Source organism: Stenotrophomonas maltophilia (genome assembly GCF_047497515.2).
Taxonomy (GTDB): Bacteria; Pseudomonadota; Gammaproteobacteria; order Xanthomonadales; family Xanthomonadaceae; genus Stenotrophomonas.
This window is the reverse complement of sequence record NZ_JAXAXL020000021.1, coordinates 24,634-39,518: the sequence shown is the minus strand read 5'-3', so window position 1 is coordinate 39,518 and position 14,885 is coordinate 24,634. Positions and strand designations below refer to the sequence as shown.

The following is a 14,885-nucleotide window of genomic DNA, read 5'->3' as shown; positions in this document are numbered from 1 at the left end:
CTCTGTAGCGCCGAGCACGGGTTCGGCGTTACTGCGCGCCGCCCTGCCCGACAGCGGGCGCGATGCCGTCGGTCGGCATCGGCGGCAGTTCCGGTACCGGCAGCTGCCGGGACTGGCCCGCCTGCTGCAGTTCCACCGCACGGGCACTGATGGTGGCCAGCACCGTGGACGGGCCCAGCCGTTGCCCAGGGGCATAGGCCTCGGGCGGCCGCCCATCCACCGAGAGCAACGCGAGCGGCGCGCGCTCCCCGGCCAACACCCCCAGCACGACCACCTCGGTCTGCACCGCGCCAGGCGACATCAGCCGCACCAACGGCGCGCTGGCCGCCGCGTCGAACGTTGGCCGCAGCGGTTGTTCCACACTGGCCTTGGGCGTGACCCGTGGCGGCGCCGACGCCGCCAGGCCCACGCCCCAGTACGCCACCACGGCCAGCAACAGCGTCGCCGCCAGCAGCGTCAACATCCGATTGCGATCCCAGCGCCTGCCATCCATGTTCCGCACCATCGCCACGTTCGTGTCCACCCACGCTAGCAGCCGCCGCTGACGCTTTTGTTTCATCATGGCGGCCTAGGCTGGCAGGCATCGGCAAGGACAGGAGGCGATGTCGATGCAGCGCATTCCGCGTGGCTTCACCCTGCTGGAACTGATGGTGGTGCTGGTCATCATCGGCATCTGCACGGCCGGTATTGGCCTGGGCCTGGGCAGCCTGCTCGACCCGGGCCGGCAACTGCGGCAGGAAGCCGAGCGGCTGGCGCAGCGCCTGCAGGTGGCACGCGACGAAGCCCGCATCGATGGCCGAACGCTGCGCTGGCAGGCCGACGCCAGCGGCTATCGCTTCAGCCGCCGCGATGACAACCGATGGCTGGAGGTGCAGCGCGACGACCTGCTGCGGCCGCAGCGCTGGCAGGTGCCCGGCATCGTGGTACAGCCGGCCACCGCCATCGAGCTGAGTCCCGAGTGGATCGGCGTCCCGTGGGAGCTGGCGCTGTCGCTGGAGGGCCGCCGCGTGCGTCTTCGTGATGATGGCAGCGGACAATTGCAGGTCGTGCAGTGAAGCAGAGCGCGCGCGGGTTCACCTTGATCGAAGTACTGATCGCGTTGGCGATCGTATCGATCGCCCTGGCCGCGGTGATGCGCTCGGTGGCGGTGGCCACCGACGATCAATCACGCCTGCGTGATCGCCGGCTGGCACTGATGTGCGCACAGGACCGCTGGCAGGAGCTGCGCCTGGCAGGACAGGCGCCACAGGATGCGCGGCAGCGCTGCGTGCAGGGGCGCGGCAGTTTCCTGGTGATCCAGCACCTGGGCACCGGCAACGATGGCCAGCCGCTGCTGGAGATGAGCGTGGTGGCCGAGGATGCGCCACGCCAGGCGCTGGCACGTATGCAGCTGCCGTGGACGGCCGCTCCGTGACACGGGTGGCGCGCGGCTTCACCCTTATCGAGGTGATGATCGCAATCACCATCATGGGCGTACTGGCACTGATCTGCTGGCGAGCGATCGAAAGCGTGGCCAGCAGCGACCAGCGCCTGCGCCAGGCCGATGCCGAGACCACCGCCGCACTGCGCGTGCTGCAGCAGTTCCAGCGCGATATCGAAATGCGTGCCGACGACGCGCTGATGAATGGCGCAGTGCGGCCTGCGGATCGTCCGCAGCGATTGCTGCCACCCTCGCTGGTGAGTGAACGGCACCCCGATGGCAGCTTCGCGCTGGAAATCACCCGCAGTGTCGGCAGCGATGGGCTGCGCTGGCAGCGGGTGCGCTGGTGGCGGCAGGGCAACACGCTGTGGCGCGCCAGTGGCGCAGCGACCGACCGCTATCCCCTGCCGGCACCGGAGCTGTCGAAGGGCATCGCGGTGGTGCGTGATGTGCAGCGCTTCGAGGTACGCGCCTGGCAGCCCGGTGCGGGCTGGGCGACGTTGCCGAGCGACGGCGAAGTGCTGCCGGCCACCGGGTTGGAGCTGCGCTTGGGACTGCGCGATGGGCGTGGAGCGTTGAGTTACCGGCGGGTGCTGGCGCTTTAGGGCGCCTTGGGAGGAAAGTCATCCACGCATGGCGTGGATCTACAGCCGCACGGGTGGGTGCCAGCATCCACGCATGGCGTGGATCTACCGTAGGTGCCGGCCATGCCATGGTGGGGGCCGACCGTTGGTCGGCATTGTTGCCGGCCACGTCATCCACGCATTGCGTGGATCTACCGCTCCTGCCGCCGGGCGCATTCCCGCACCCGGCGGCACCGTGTCGGTGGTCCTCACCGCTGATGGCCGCTCCCTGCCCTCCGTGCCGTCCTGGCTGGGGCTGCTACCGTTCCGTGGCAGCTGGCCCGATGCTGTCCGTTCTTCCTGGTCAGTGCCATCCACGCATGGCGTGGATCTACACCGACCAAGGTGGGTGCCGACCGTTGGCGGCACGATTGCAGGAGCCCTATCGGCGCTGCGTGCCCTCGTCGCGGCTGGCCTGCGGGAACTGGAAGGCGCTGTTGGCGTCGTAGCCGCTGTTGGCGGTGTTGCCGCGCGCCGGCGGAGCGATGCTGCTGGTGCCACTGCCGAAACCGAGGATCTGCACGCTGATCACCGAGGGCTGGTTGCGCCGCGCGTCGTCCTGGCTCTTGCGCATCACATCCTGTGCCGCCTGGCTGGCGCTGTTCGCCGCCGCACTGGCCGAAGCCAGCGCATTGACGTTCACCGTGGCCAGCACCGGCAGGCCCTTGCTCTCACCCTGCACCTGGATGTTGGCCGCGTTGAGCACCTGCAACGCGGCCAGGTTGATGTTGCCCGAGACGCGGATACCCGCTTCGCCTGCATCGATGGTGCCCAGCGGTGCGATCAGGTCGACGTCGCCTGGCGGCACTTCCGGAATCGGATCCAGCGTAGCGAAACCGGCACCGCTGACCGGCGCGAGCGGTGACAGGCTGACGTTGCCCCAGCGGTCGTACAGGCGGCGCGGCGGCGTATACACCAGCGTCGTTCGGGAGCCACGGCCCGCATTGATATCGCCCTGCTCGGACCAGGCCAGGATGTCGCCGCCGAAGGTGGTCATGACACGCGACAGGCCCAGCAGCACGCTGTCCTGGCTGAACAGGCGGATGTCACCTTGGCCCTGGGTCACCAGGCCCGCGCTCGCCGGCGGCGCCTCGCCGACCACGCCCACCACGATCTGCCCGCCAGGTGCCATCAGCTCGATGTTGCCACCGGCCTCGGTGCGTACGCCCGTGCCGCCATACATCACGATATCGCCGGTGCGCTGGATCGTGGCTCCGGTTGCGTCCTTGTCCGGCATCAGCGTGGCGATCGCCTCGCGACCACGCAGGTAGGACCCCACGCGCGGGCCCTCCGCATCGGTGTACTCACGGCCGCCCTCGCGCAGTTCCGCGTAATAGACCTGGCGCAGGAAGATGCGCTGCTGCTCCTGCGGCAGTGCGTCGAACAGGGCCAGCGCCTGGGCGCCATCAGCGCTGATGTTGAAGCGTTCCTGCAGCCACTGCTTCAGTTCCTTGTTATAGACCTTGACCACCTTGCCCGGCTGCGACGCCAGGGTCTGTTCGGGATCGGCCAGCCGGGTCGCATCCAGGTAACGTGCACGCACAGCCCCGAAATCGATCTGCTGGTTGCCGGCGGTCATCGCGATGCTGGCGCCGGGGCGCGTGTCACCTTGCACCAGTCCGCCTCGGCTGACGATGCTTCCCTTGTCTTCCTGGCGCAGCTGGCGGCCGGCGCTGACATCGACGTTGCCGCTGCCGTATACGGTGACGTTGGCATGCACGATGTCACGCCCGGCCTGCAGCACCGTGATATCGCTGGCGCTGTTGTTCAGTGCAAGGACGGTGCTGGACAGGATGTCCTGGCCCGCACGCAGCTGCACCGGCGCAGCCACATCAAACCACTCGCGCACGGTACGGCCACCGCTCGACGCTGCATCGAGCATCCATTGCCCGCCCGTGCGCAGACCGATGATGTCGCCCGAGCCTGCGTAGAAGCGGTTCGGCGTGCCCCCGGCGGTGCGTGCCACCGCCAGCATGGGCCGGTTCGGCCCAAAGGCGAACAGCGGCATGGCATCGCCCCACATGCTTACCAGGGAATTGGTGCCATCCGGCGAGGCATTGCTGCGCAGTACGGTGCCCTTCGCATCCCGTGCGGTGAACGCCGGATCGAACGGGGATGGCAGGCGCGTGTCCGCACCGGAGCTGCTGATGAACGGCGACCGATCACCGGCGATGATCGAATCGCCTGCCAGCAACTGCAGGCTGCCCGTCGCAGAGGGGGCGGTCAGCAGCACGGTCTTCTCGCCGCCCTCGCCCAGTTTGATGTCACCGCTTGTGGCCTGCACCTGCAACCTGGAGGGATAGATCCAGTACACGAAATTGTTGCCGATCGTTTCCGGCCGCAGATTCTGCCCGGCGCCGCCAGCATGCGCTGTCAGCGGGGTCGCATCGCCGCCAAACGACACCAGATTCACTGCGGTGGCTGCCGTCCACAGCGAGAACCCGGTGGAGCCCGCCGAGTAGCCACCGCCCTCCAATGCCACCCGCGGGGCATTGAACTGCTCCACGCGACCGGCATCGGCGACGCCCCCCAGGACGACATCGCCCCGGGCCTGCAGGCTTGCCACGGCATCGCCCAGCACCAGCACCGGGCCGCCCATCGCGTTGCCACCGAATGCGCGGAATGGATCGCTGGGGCGCAGACCGCCACTGGGATCGGCGTACTGGGAAATGCCGACGGCGCTGCCACCAATACGGGAGGCCTCCAGGTTCAGGCTGCCACGCAGGTTGCTCAAGGTGCCATTGATCTCCAGGTCCTGCACGCCGCTGATGCGATCAATCGTGGTCGCCATCAGGTTCGGGTTGAGTGCGCCGCTGGCGCGCAGGCTAAGGTCGCCGCCGCCTGTCAGCACCAGTTGGCCTGCATCAACGCGCCCGGTCGAGCCTACGGCTGCGTTGATGGCGGTGGAAAAGCGGGTGCCGCCCAGGCTCTTCAGGGCGTCACCCTTGGCTTCGGTCACGCCCGCATGCCTACCCGCTTCGATGTCCAGATTGCCGCCGCCCAACGTGCCGAAGCCGGTGAAACCCACCATGCGTGGGCTGGCGTTGGACAATGTGGAGACGTTGGCATAGGTACCAAAGTTGATCCACCAGGCCACAGGCTGTTGCTCGATACCCGCAACCGCGCCTGTACCCTGCCGCCACAGCCAGTTGGCGACCGCACTGCTGGCCTGACCGGCCTGGTCTCCGGCTGCTGAGCCAGATGATGAGGTGGCGCCCCACGTCGCCCCGGTCACGTCACGGCCAGCGGCGATGCTCAGGTTGCCGCCGTGATCCGGATACCACGCGCGGTAGGCGGCAAGTGCGGCGTCATAGTCACCGCTGGACTGCTGCAGCCCGAGCAGTGCCTCGCGTCCAGACATCGGCGCGCGCTCGGACTGGAAACGGGCATCGAGGCCATTGCCCAGCGCGGTCGGCGTTCCCGCGGTATAGACGCCGTACACCGAGCGCATCGACAGATCGCGGCCGGCCATCAACTGCAGATCGCCAGTACCGGTGCGCAGCACGCTCCACAGCGGCGTGCCATGTTTCGGCTGACCCACGGTCGCCACGTCGCGCATTTCACCGGGCATCACGCAGATGCCCGAGCTGACCGAACCGCAGAGCTCCACTTCGGTCATCCCGAACATCTCGGCAATTTCCTTCACGGGCATGCCGACCAGCGACGGATCTCCCATTTCATCGGCACCTTGCGCCGTGAACAGGTAGGGCGCCACCTCGCAGCTGCTGCCCACCGCGCAGATCGACGACTCGGTCTTGCCCAGGTGCTCGGCCAGCGCCTTCACCGGCTTGCCGACCCAGCTTGCGTCGACGCCTTCGCGCTGCGCCCCTTGGGCGGTCACGCGCTGTTCGCGCACGAACGTGGACACCATGGTCGCCGCGCGCACAACGCCGTAATGGGTATCGGCCATTACCAGATCGCCGCTGCCGATCCTCCGTGCGCGCGGGTCGGCCGCCTCGGTATCGGCGCCCGCAACGGCGGTCAGATCCCACGAGGTGGTGCCCTCGGGCAACATCTGCGCCAACGCCCAGTTGCGTCCCTGTCGACCATCGCTGCCCACCGGGCGCAGGTCGATAGGTTGCCCGCCGGCCAGCTCCAGCGTGGTCATTGCCGGAATCAGTGAACCTCGCGCCAACGGGGTGCGCGTCGCCAGTCGCAGCTCCGTCGGCAAACGCGCACCGGCCGGCCAGGTCGTGGCCCTTACGGTGGCCTCGCTGCGCAGCTGGAAACCGGCGCCCAGGCGCGAACCCGCAGGCAGCTGCAGTGCCTGCGCCAGCACGCTGCCCGCGGCATGCACCTGGCCATCGGTCAGCGTAACGGCGGCCGGCAGCACATAGCCTGCCGGCAACACGAGTGTCTGGCCCAGCGTCATCTCCACCGGCAATGTGCTGCCGGCAGGCAGCACCGCATCGCGCACCGCAATCGCATAGTTCAGCACGGCACCCGCCGGGAAGCGCGTGCCAGGCTCCAACACGACGTTGTCATTGGGCACCAGGATGTCACTGCCGAACGGCGTGTTTCCGACGCCGAAACTCTGTCCGGGCACCAGCTGCCAGCCGCGATCATCCGGGCTGGCAGGTGGCGGCGCAAAGCCGTCGTTGATGCTGCCATGAATGAACAGGTCGCCGGCGGCGCGCAGGCGCAACGCGCCCGCCTCACCGAAGCCGCGTCGCGCGGGGTCCAGTCGATTGGCCTGCGGGCCGTAGCGATAGCCGGAAAGATCGATATCGCCGCTGACGGTCAGATCACCATGCGGGTTGCTGGGCGAGATCGCGCCGACGACATCCACGCCGGGACGCAGGCGCACGGTCCCCAGTGTGGCCAGCCGTGCCGACAGCCCGGCATTGCCCAGCGCGGCATTCATCCATGCACTGTTGGCCGGGTCCACCACCGTATCCAGCCACGACTGGGTAACCAGCTGGCCGCGTCGGCCGTTCACATCCGCCGTGTCAGCCAGGGGTGCGTCGTCATAGCGGCGCACGCCGGTCACGAAGATATCGCGCGCGCCGAGTACCTGCACGCCACTGCCGGTATCGACACCCACATCGTCGCTGCCCACTCGCGGCACGTTCAGCACGAACGTGCCGCGGGCGCGGCCATCGTTCTGCCCTGCCCCGGTACCGACGGCCACGCCGGTGCCGCTGCGCAGATCGATCCGCGCCGCCGAACCCAGCTGCACGCGTCCATCGCGGCTTTCCAGCTCGACGATGGCGCGGTTCGGGCTGTCGATGATCTTGCCATAGCTGTCCACACGCAGCGCCGTGCCGTGCACATCCAGGCTGCCGTCCAGCTGCAGGCCATCGCGCGCGGCCAGGCGGATGCTGCCCACTTGGTCACCACTGGCGTCGATGCGCCCGACCACCCGCAGCGCACCACCGTCGACGCTGATATCCACCTTGCGCGCTTTCACTTCGTCAACAATCAACAGGTCGCCCTGCTTGATCTGGAAGCTGCGCGCTCCAGTGACACCGTCGCGGGTAAGGCGCTGGTTGAGGCCACTGAAGTCGGTCAGTTCGCGTGCGCGCACCACCAGCTCACCGTTCTCATACGGCACCCGGCTGCCACCTGCGTCCAGCGTACCGCTGGCCTGGCCAAGCACTCGCCCCGCCAGGTCGACATGCCCGCCGGCAGCACCGAGCGCGGTTACGGTAAGGCGACCCGCGCGGTTGTTCTGCGCCGACAGGTTGATCTGCGATGCGGCGTCGCTGCGAACGTCGCCCTCCCCGGCGGTCAGCGCGACGTCACCGCCAACGCTGTAGGTATCCACATCGAACAGGCTGACCTTGCGCCCGGCCAGATCAAGGCTGGCGCTGCTGCCAAGCTGCACCGAACGGGCCGCCGTGGCCGCCAGGCGGCCCGAGGCCAGCGCGATGCGGGTATCGAGGAGGATGTCGTTGGCGTCCAGTGTCAGTTCGGCGCCCAGCGCATCGGCCGCCGTCGAGGCGCCCGCGCCATGCACGCGCAGCGAACCGCCAGCGGTCACCGCAAGCTTCGCCCCTGCGTCGGCCGTTACCAGCGGTGCCTGGATATCGAGGTTGCCGCCACTGTAGGTCCAGCCCTTGGCCGGGTCGTAGGCGCCCTGGAACTGGTGCACATTCAACGCGCCATTGCCGGCGAAGACCACCTGTTGTGCGGCACGCAGGTTCACACCGGCGAAACCGAGGACCTGGCGTCCGGCCACGACCTCCGAGGCGGGCCACGACTGTGGCGCCGGGCCGAGCCGCAACGTGTCGGCAATGATGTCCAGCTGGCCGCTGCCCAGCCGGTCCACCATCGCCGCCCCGCCGGGTTGCGCGGCATCCGAATCCGCCAACCCACTTGCCGCAAGTGCACCGGCCCAGGTGAGGTTGCCGGCGAAGATGCGCGCACGGTCGCTGCTGTTGCCATAGCCATGGATGGCCGGTGCGCCCAGCACCAGGGTGCGCAGGCTCGACTTGCCGGTCGCACTGTCGCGCGTATCAAGGTCGACACTGCCGAACACGTTGATCGACTCGGCCGCCGAGAGCTTCAGCGTCTCCAGTGCCGGAGCGCCGGTGGCGGTATTGCCGCGCAGCAAGCTGGTCAGCACCTGCTGGTTCATCAGCATGCCCGGCGGCAACGCGGCGGCCGCGGCGGCCCGCGCGATGGCATCGTCGCTGCCCAGATTGATCGCCGCCACGCTGACGCCGAGCTGGCGGGTACCGTAGCTGGCCGTGTCGCGCAGCTGCAGGCCGCCATTGGTGGCGACGTTGATGCTTCCCTCCGACACCAATCGTGCCTGGCCCGCACACTGACGGCCCGGGTCGCAGGTACCGATGTCGAAGCTGACCAGCGACGGATCGGCTCCCTCGCGCAAAGGCGCGGCCAGCAGATCGGTGCGCCCGTTGGACACCACCATCACTCCGCCTTCGGCCTGGTAGTAGAAACCGCCGTTGTCGGGCAACGGAGCGGTACCGCGACCGAGCGTATCGATACCTGCGCCTGCCTCCACGCGCACGCCCGTGCCACCGGCCACCGCGCCCAGAATCACCTCCGGCGCACGCAGGACCGCACCGTCCCGCAACACCAGGTTCTGGCCGATGCCGGCCACCTGCAGGCGCTGGTTGCTGGTCGCGCGGACCTGTGCGTTGAGCACCAGGCGCGAGGGCTGCAGCGCGTTGAGCACGTCCGCCTCGATGGTGGCGCCATTGCCGGTGGAACTGGGCGTGCGACCGGCCGCCACCACTTCCAGTTCACCCAGCCGGTTGACCAGGTTCACCTCCACCGAACCGCCGATGCCGGCGCTGCCCGCTGCCGGCGCAAACCGGGTCTGGCCCTGGAAACTGACGGCGGGCGTGCCGTCCCTGCCGGCGCCATTGCCAAACCCAAGGCGCAGCGTGCCGGCATCGACGGTCTGCCAGCCGCGCGGCGTGCCCAACCGTTGTGCCGACGCGGTCACGAATGCGTTGTAGCTGGTCTCGTTGTAGCTGGAATGCCGGCGCACGGTGTCTGCCGGGGTCAGCAGCAACGCGGTCAGCAAGGGCGAACGCAGGCCACCCAACGTCGACCCCGTATGCCCACCGACCATCCAGGAGCCTGTGCCGGTGGCCAGCGGCGCACCGACGCCGACCGCGCCAGTGCGCCCCAGCTCCACACGGAACGCGCCCTGCTGCAGTGCGAAGCTGGCTGGCAACAACGTGTAGGTGCCGGCCGGCAATCCAGGCACGCCTGCGGGAATCGTGATCTGCTGGCCAATGCCAGGGTCCAGCGAGCCGTCACTCAAGCCCAGCGGCGCTGCACTGCCGGTGTAGCCGGGCAGGATCGCATACACCGGACTGGCCGATTCGCTGAAGCCATAGCGCGGATTGGCATCGGCCAATGCATGGCGCAGGATGTCGACCGAGCCACCGCGCCCGCTGACAAAGGCAGCACCGGTCAACTCGCCGCCGCCGGAGAGATCCAGCAGCGCCCCTTCGGCCACGTTGGTACGGCTGCTGATGATGGCGACGCCCTTCGGGTCCGCGCCGGGCGCGGCACCACCTACCGGCAGTGGGGCCTGGGTGCTGCCGTCCCTGCGCCAGTCCACGCCATCAACGGTGCCGCCGAACGGCACGCTGAGCCCCGCGCCGCTGGTGGAGGTCACGCTTCCCGGCAGCAGCGCCACCGAGCCGGCACGGCGCCCGTCGGCATCGGTACCGCCCAAGGTGATGTTGCCCAACGGCGCACGGAGGATACCGCCCTGTTCGATGGTCGCCGCCACCACGGACAGGCCGCCGGACACCGACAATGGCGCGGCCGGTGCCGCCCCGCCAAGGCCATGGATGCGCACGATGCCGCCGGCATCATCCCAGCGGCTGACCGCGCTACCGGGCTGCGACACACCGGCTGCCAGCAGGCCGCTTGTACCGGCCACCGGGTACAGCTGTGCTGCGGTTACGTCCAGGCTGCGCGGCGCGATCAGCTGCGCGCCGGTACTGCCGATCGCCGCGCCACTGCCCAGGAAGCGCAGATCGCCACGGCTGTGCAGTTGCACGTCATCGAATCCCGCCAGCCAGGTGGTATTGCGCAGGTCGATCAGGTCCGCATCCACGCGGAAGCGGTGCTGGCGACCGGTATCCACCGCCACGGCAGCGGTACCGACCAGGGTATCGCCAGGCAGCCTCAGCCAGCTGCTCTGCGCCAGCCGCACGTAAGGCGCGCTCAGCGCAAGCAGGCCGCCAGCGCTGCCGCCCGGCAGCATGCCCAGCCCATCCTGTTGCAGACCCTGGAAGCGCAGGCTCTGGCCGAGGCGCAGTTCCACATCACCTTCGGCGCGCACGTTGCCGAACAGCGAAAGATTGTCGAAGCCACCGGCAGCGACCTGCGCCGCCGACAGACGCGCGTGGCCGTACTGCAGCTGCGCCGGCACGGCCTGTTCGCGATCGTCCTGGCTGAGCACGATGGCGCGCGGCGCCAACACTTCGTCATTGGCACCGCCCGCATGGATACTGCCGCCGAAGGCGATACCCAGGGTTCCGCCCTGCGCGCCGGTACCGCCGGCAGCGGCCTGCAGAGCGCCCTGCAGGTACAGTGCATTGGCCGAGCGCAGCACGATGGTGCCGCCATCGCTGGCCACGTCCTGGCGGCCGGCGCCATCGATGTCCAGCGCTGCTGAACTGCCGCTGGCCAGCAGTTTCGCGCCGCGTTCAACCACAACGAACGCATCCACCGGCCGGTCAGCCACGTTGTCCTGGCCGTCCCAGTCGAGCGTGCCTCCGATCTCGATGCTGCCACCCTTGCGCACCTGCCCGCGCAGGCGGCCCTTGGCATCGCGCGCAGTGAAGGTGTCACCGCTGACGTCGAGTACACCCTGCGCACCGATGCGGTAGGTGCGCTCGTTGCGCTGCGAATCGAACAGGCTGCTCGGTTCGCGAGTGTCATCCAGGCGGATGCGGCCACCCGCCGCTTTCAGGCTGCCATCAACCGTGATGCTGCCCGCGCCGCGCAGGGTGATCGATTGACCGGCATCCACGCTGACCAGGGCGCCGCGACCGATACGCAGATCACCACCGGCTTCGCCCTGCTGTGAACGCAGCGTCAGGCTCGCACCGTTGCGCTGGGTGAAACTGCCGGTGATCGGATCCGCGCTGGACAGGGGAGCCGACCAGACCTGCAATGCGTCATGCCGATCGCGTGCCTGCATCGCTGCTTCGGCCAGGCGCAGGCCCGGCATGCGCACGGCGACGATGGCTCCGTCCGCCACCTCCACACCTTGCTGGCCGTTGATGTCGTAGCTGGCGAAACCCTTGTTGAACAGGGTTTCCTGCAGGTTGAGCACGCCATCGGCCGGCTGCCCGCCGATCACGATGCGTCCACCATCTCCCAGCGACAGCGCGCCGCTGCCGGCACCGAGCGCGCTCATGCGTGCGTCGGCGGACAGCTGCAGGCGGCCGACCCGTCCACTGCTGTCGGCTACGCTCGCCGCCTGCAGGCTGACGTCGCCGCCCTTGCCGATCGTGAACTTGCCCTTTGCATCGACCCGACCGCCGCCGTCGACGCGCACGTCGCTGCCCGGCACCACGACATCATGGCTGTTCTGCAGCCGCAGCTTGCCGCCGTCGGTCCAGGCCATGCCAGGGCTGGATGCCGGTTCCAGCAGTGCGTTCACCCAGCGACCACTGAGATCGATGCGGGCACCCTCCGCCAGGGCCACGCGCGAACGGCCGCCCTGCAGCAACCACGCAACAGGAGCGCCCACGCGGGTCAGTTCGTTGCCCGCCTGCACCTGTCCGCCCGCGATCTGGATGTCACCGCCCAGCAGTACATCGGCGGCGGTGAGTACCAGCTGGCCACCGTCCTGCAGGCGCAGCGCACCGTCCACCGCGATGCTGCCGCCGCTGGCCAGGTCAATGCGCCCCCACTGCTGCGCGCTGAGCTGGTTGGCATCCAGCCACAGTGCATTGCGTTGTTCCGGCAGCAGCGGTGCCTGCAGGGACACGTCGGCGGTGGGCAGCCCGCCATCGACGATACGCACCTGGGTGTCAAACACCGCGTTTCTGCCGTTGCCGTCGTAACGCCCCAGCCAGAGCTGGGCATTGCGCGCTACGGCGGTCTGCGCCTGCGCGTAGCCGTCGCGCGCCGCATCGGGGGTCTTCGACTGCTGCGCACCCTGGAAGGTATCGGTCGCCACCTGCCCCTGCAGTACCGCACTGGGCGCGGACACCAGCAGCCGGCCCGCATCGCGGCCCACGGTATAGCCGTTCTCCACCCGCTGCTCGGCACCGATGAGCGGGTTGCGGAACACATCGGTAGCTCCCCAGCGCTCCTGCTTCACTTCAAAGCCCCGGTACAGCCCGTCGTAGCGCATCTCGCCCGGCGCATCATCCAGCCGGTACAGCTGACCGTCGGTGCCACGCAGCCAGCTCTGCCTGATGACACCGCTCTGCACATCCAGGCTGCCGCCGGCCAGGTTGATCTTCGAGCCAGCATGGGTGACCACTTCGCTGCCGGACAATTGCACGGTACCGCCCTGCGCGGCCCATTCGCCTATCGAATGACCCTGGTTGTCGAGATACCCCCCGACTTCCAGCAGGCCACCACCGGCATACCAGCGCTCTGCGGTGTTGCCACCGGTGCCTGCGGACACATGCTGCAGCTGGCGGCGGTCGATCCAGACCTCGCTGCTGATCAGCGTGCCGCTGTCGCGGTTGTCGGGCGAATCACGCAGTTCGTTGCCCTGCACCTTCACCTGGACGTTGTTGCTCTCCATCGCAACCCGCACGCCCACCGCACCGGACACATCGATGCGCGCGGCATTGCCGGCGTAGGTGCGGCGTGCGGCTTCCGCTACCACCTGACCGCCGGTAGCCACGGTCAGCGAACCGTCCTGGAAGTTCACGTCGCCGCCTGACACGATCTCCACGCTTGACTGGTCACGCCGGTCCTGCATGCGCGAGAGATTGTCGAATGTGCCAGTGCTGCTGGCGCCGCGCAGCAGGTCCTGCTCGGCCGAAGCCTTGACCAGCGCATCACGACGGCTGTCCAGAGCCGTGTTCTTGCCATCGTCTTCGATCAGCACGGCCGTGGTCGCGCCGCTGGCCAGGGTGACCGTACCGGCGCGATCGCTGATGGCGTTGAGCAGGTGCACCGTGCCGCGCTGGTCCAGGGTGGTGGTGGCCACGGCCACGCCGGCCTGTTCCACCGTGCGCCCGGCCAGCGTGATGTCGCCCTCGCGCACCTGGATCAGGCCGCTGTTGCGCACGTTGCCGGCACTGCTGCCGGCCGCGATGCGCGGCGCGATCTCGTTGCCGGCCGTGGTCGAGGCGGTGTTCTGCGCGGTACCCACACCACGTCGTATCACGAACGCGTCACCAGCAGCCAGCTGCGTCTGGCCCTTGCGCGTGTCAATCTGCCCTGCATTCTCCACGGTGTGGCCGGCCAGCAACACATAGCCACCGCCGCGGGTGGCCGAGGCAGGTGCCTGCGTGGTGATGCGCGCGCCCTGCTCAACCAGTACCTTGCCGAAGGCATCGGTGAGCGCAGCGGTGTTGTTGTCGGCACTGTACAGGCCGTTGTCACGGAACTGGCCATCGCTGATCCGTGTCGCTGCCGCGACCAGATTGCCCACGTTGACCTGGCTGTTGTTGCCAAACACCACGCCGTTGCGGTTGACCACGAACACGGTGCCGTTGGCCTTCAGCTGGCCGAGGATCTGGCTCGGACGCGCGCTCGGATCATTGACCCGGTTCAGCACCGCCCAGTCCGCATTCTGTTTGAAATCAAGCGTGGTGTTGCCACCGATGTTGAAGGTTTCCCAGTTCAGGATCGCGCGGTCGGCGGTCTGCTCGATGCTGACCTGCACCTTGCCATCGCTGCCCTGCGACTGGATCGCTTCGCGCGCATTCACCCAGCCACGGGTCAGCGGATTCTCATCAACCTTCAGGCCGTCCTTGCCGAGGCCATCAGCAATCACGAACCCGGCAGCGCGCTGCTGCGTACGTGCCTGCTCCTGCAAGCGCTGCTGCAGCGCAATGGCCTGCGCGGCGGTTCCAAGATTGTCGATCGACTGCTGCAGTTTCTGTCGCGCAGCATCCTGCTGCTGGGCAGGCAGCTGGAACTGGATCGGCACACCGTTGGGCATGCGTCCGCTCTGCGCGGCTGCGCCCTGCGCTGCACCACGCTCGGCAAACCAGCCTGGCGAAAATGCCTGCTGCGCCTGCGCGGGCAGCATGGGCGCGGCCCCCAGGGCGAGCGCGATGGCCCAGGCCATCGGATGGCTGCGTGGCGCAGTGTGCAGGACAGGCATGTGCGGGTGCGACATCAGGACCTCGAGCGACCGACGGACGGTCTGCGGCATAGGAGAGATTCGACCGCCCGCAGGCACGGCCGGGCGCTACCAGATAGAC

The 14,885-nt window shown here is 68.5% G+C and carries 5 protein-coding genes; 3 read left to right on the top strand and 2 right to left on the bottom strand.

Features of this window, described 5'->3' with window-relative positions; translation table 11 throughout:
- Window positions 1-28 precede the first annotated feature (28 nt).
- Window positions 29-505 carry a general secretion pathway protein gene (locus ACMZPQ_RS20485; protein WP_197580549.1) on the bottom strand — a complete coding sequence of 159 codons (477 nt, stop codon included), beginning with the start codon at window positions 503-505 and terminating at the stop codon, window positions 29-31.
- 103 nt (window positions 506-608) lie between these two features.
- On the opposite strand from ACMZPQ_RS20485, the gene gspH reads away from it, so the two are divergent.
- From gspH to ACMZPQ_RS20470, 3 genes are read left to right on the top strand one after another with little or no spacing between them, the layout of a single operon-like run.
- Window positions 609-1,055 (top strand): type II secretion system minor pseudopilin GspH, encoded by a 447-nt coding sequence (gspH, locus tag ACMZPQ_RS20480; RefSeq protein WP_197580550.1) that lies wholly within the window; start codon window positions 609-611, stop codon window positions 1,053-1,055.
- Complete coding sequence (gspI, locus tag ACMZPQ_RS20475; protein ID WP_197580551.1) at window positions 1,052-1,414, top strand: type II secretion system minor pseudopilin GspI; 363 nt, start codon at window positions 1,052-1,054, stop codon at window positions 1,412-1,414. Before gspH ends, gspI begins: the two co-directional genes overlap by 4 nt.
- The gene (locus ACMZPQ_RS20470) at window positions 1,411-2,025 is read left to right on the top strand and encodes a prepilin-type N-terminal cleavage/methylation domain-containing protein (protein ID WP_197580574.1); all 615 of its coding nucleotides are present in this window, start codon (window positions 1,411-1,413) and stop codon (window positions 2,023-2,025) included. Before gspI ends, ACMZPQ_RS20470 begins: the two co-directional genes overlap by 4 nt.
- Before the next feature lie 400 nt (window positions 2,026-2,425).
- Here ACMZPQ_RS20470 and ACMZPQ_RS20465 read toward each other — a convergent pair whose 3' ends face one another.
- The gene (locus tag ACMZPQ_RS20465) at window positions 2,426-14,800 is read right to left on the bottom strand and encodes a filamentous hemagglutinin family protein (RefSeq protein ID WP_414486004.1); all 12,375 of its coding nucleotides are present in this window, start codon (window positions 14,798-14,800) and stop codon (window positions 2,426-2,428) included.
- Window positions 14,801-14,885 lie beyond the last annotated feature (85 nt).

Bases quoted from the DNA above. Each gene is read 5' to 3' on its own strand.
- ACMZPQ_RS20465 (WP_414486004.1), bottom strand. From the start codon at position 14,800: ATGTCGCACCCGCACATGCCTGTCCTGCACACTGCGCCACGCAGCCAT.
- ACMZPQ_RS20485 (WP_197580549.1), bottom strand. From the start codon at position 505: ATGGTGCGGAACATGGATGGCAGGCGCTGGGATCGCAATCGGATGTTG.
- gspH (WP_197580550.1), top strand. From the start codon at position 609: ATGCAGCGCATTCCGCGTGGCTTCACCCTGCTGGAACTGATGGTGGTG.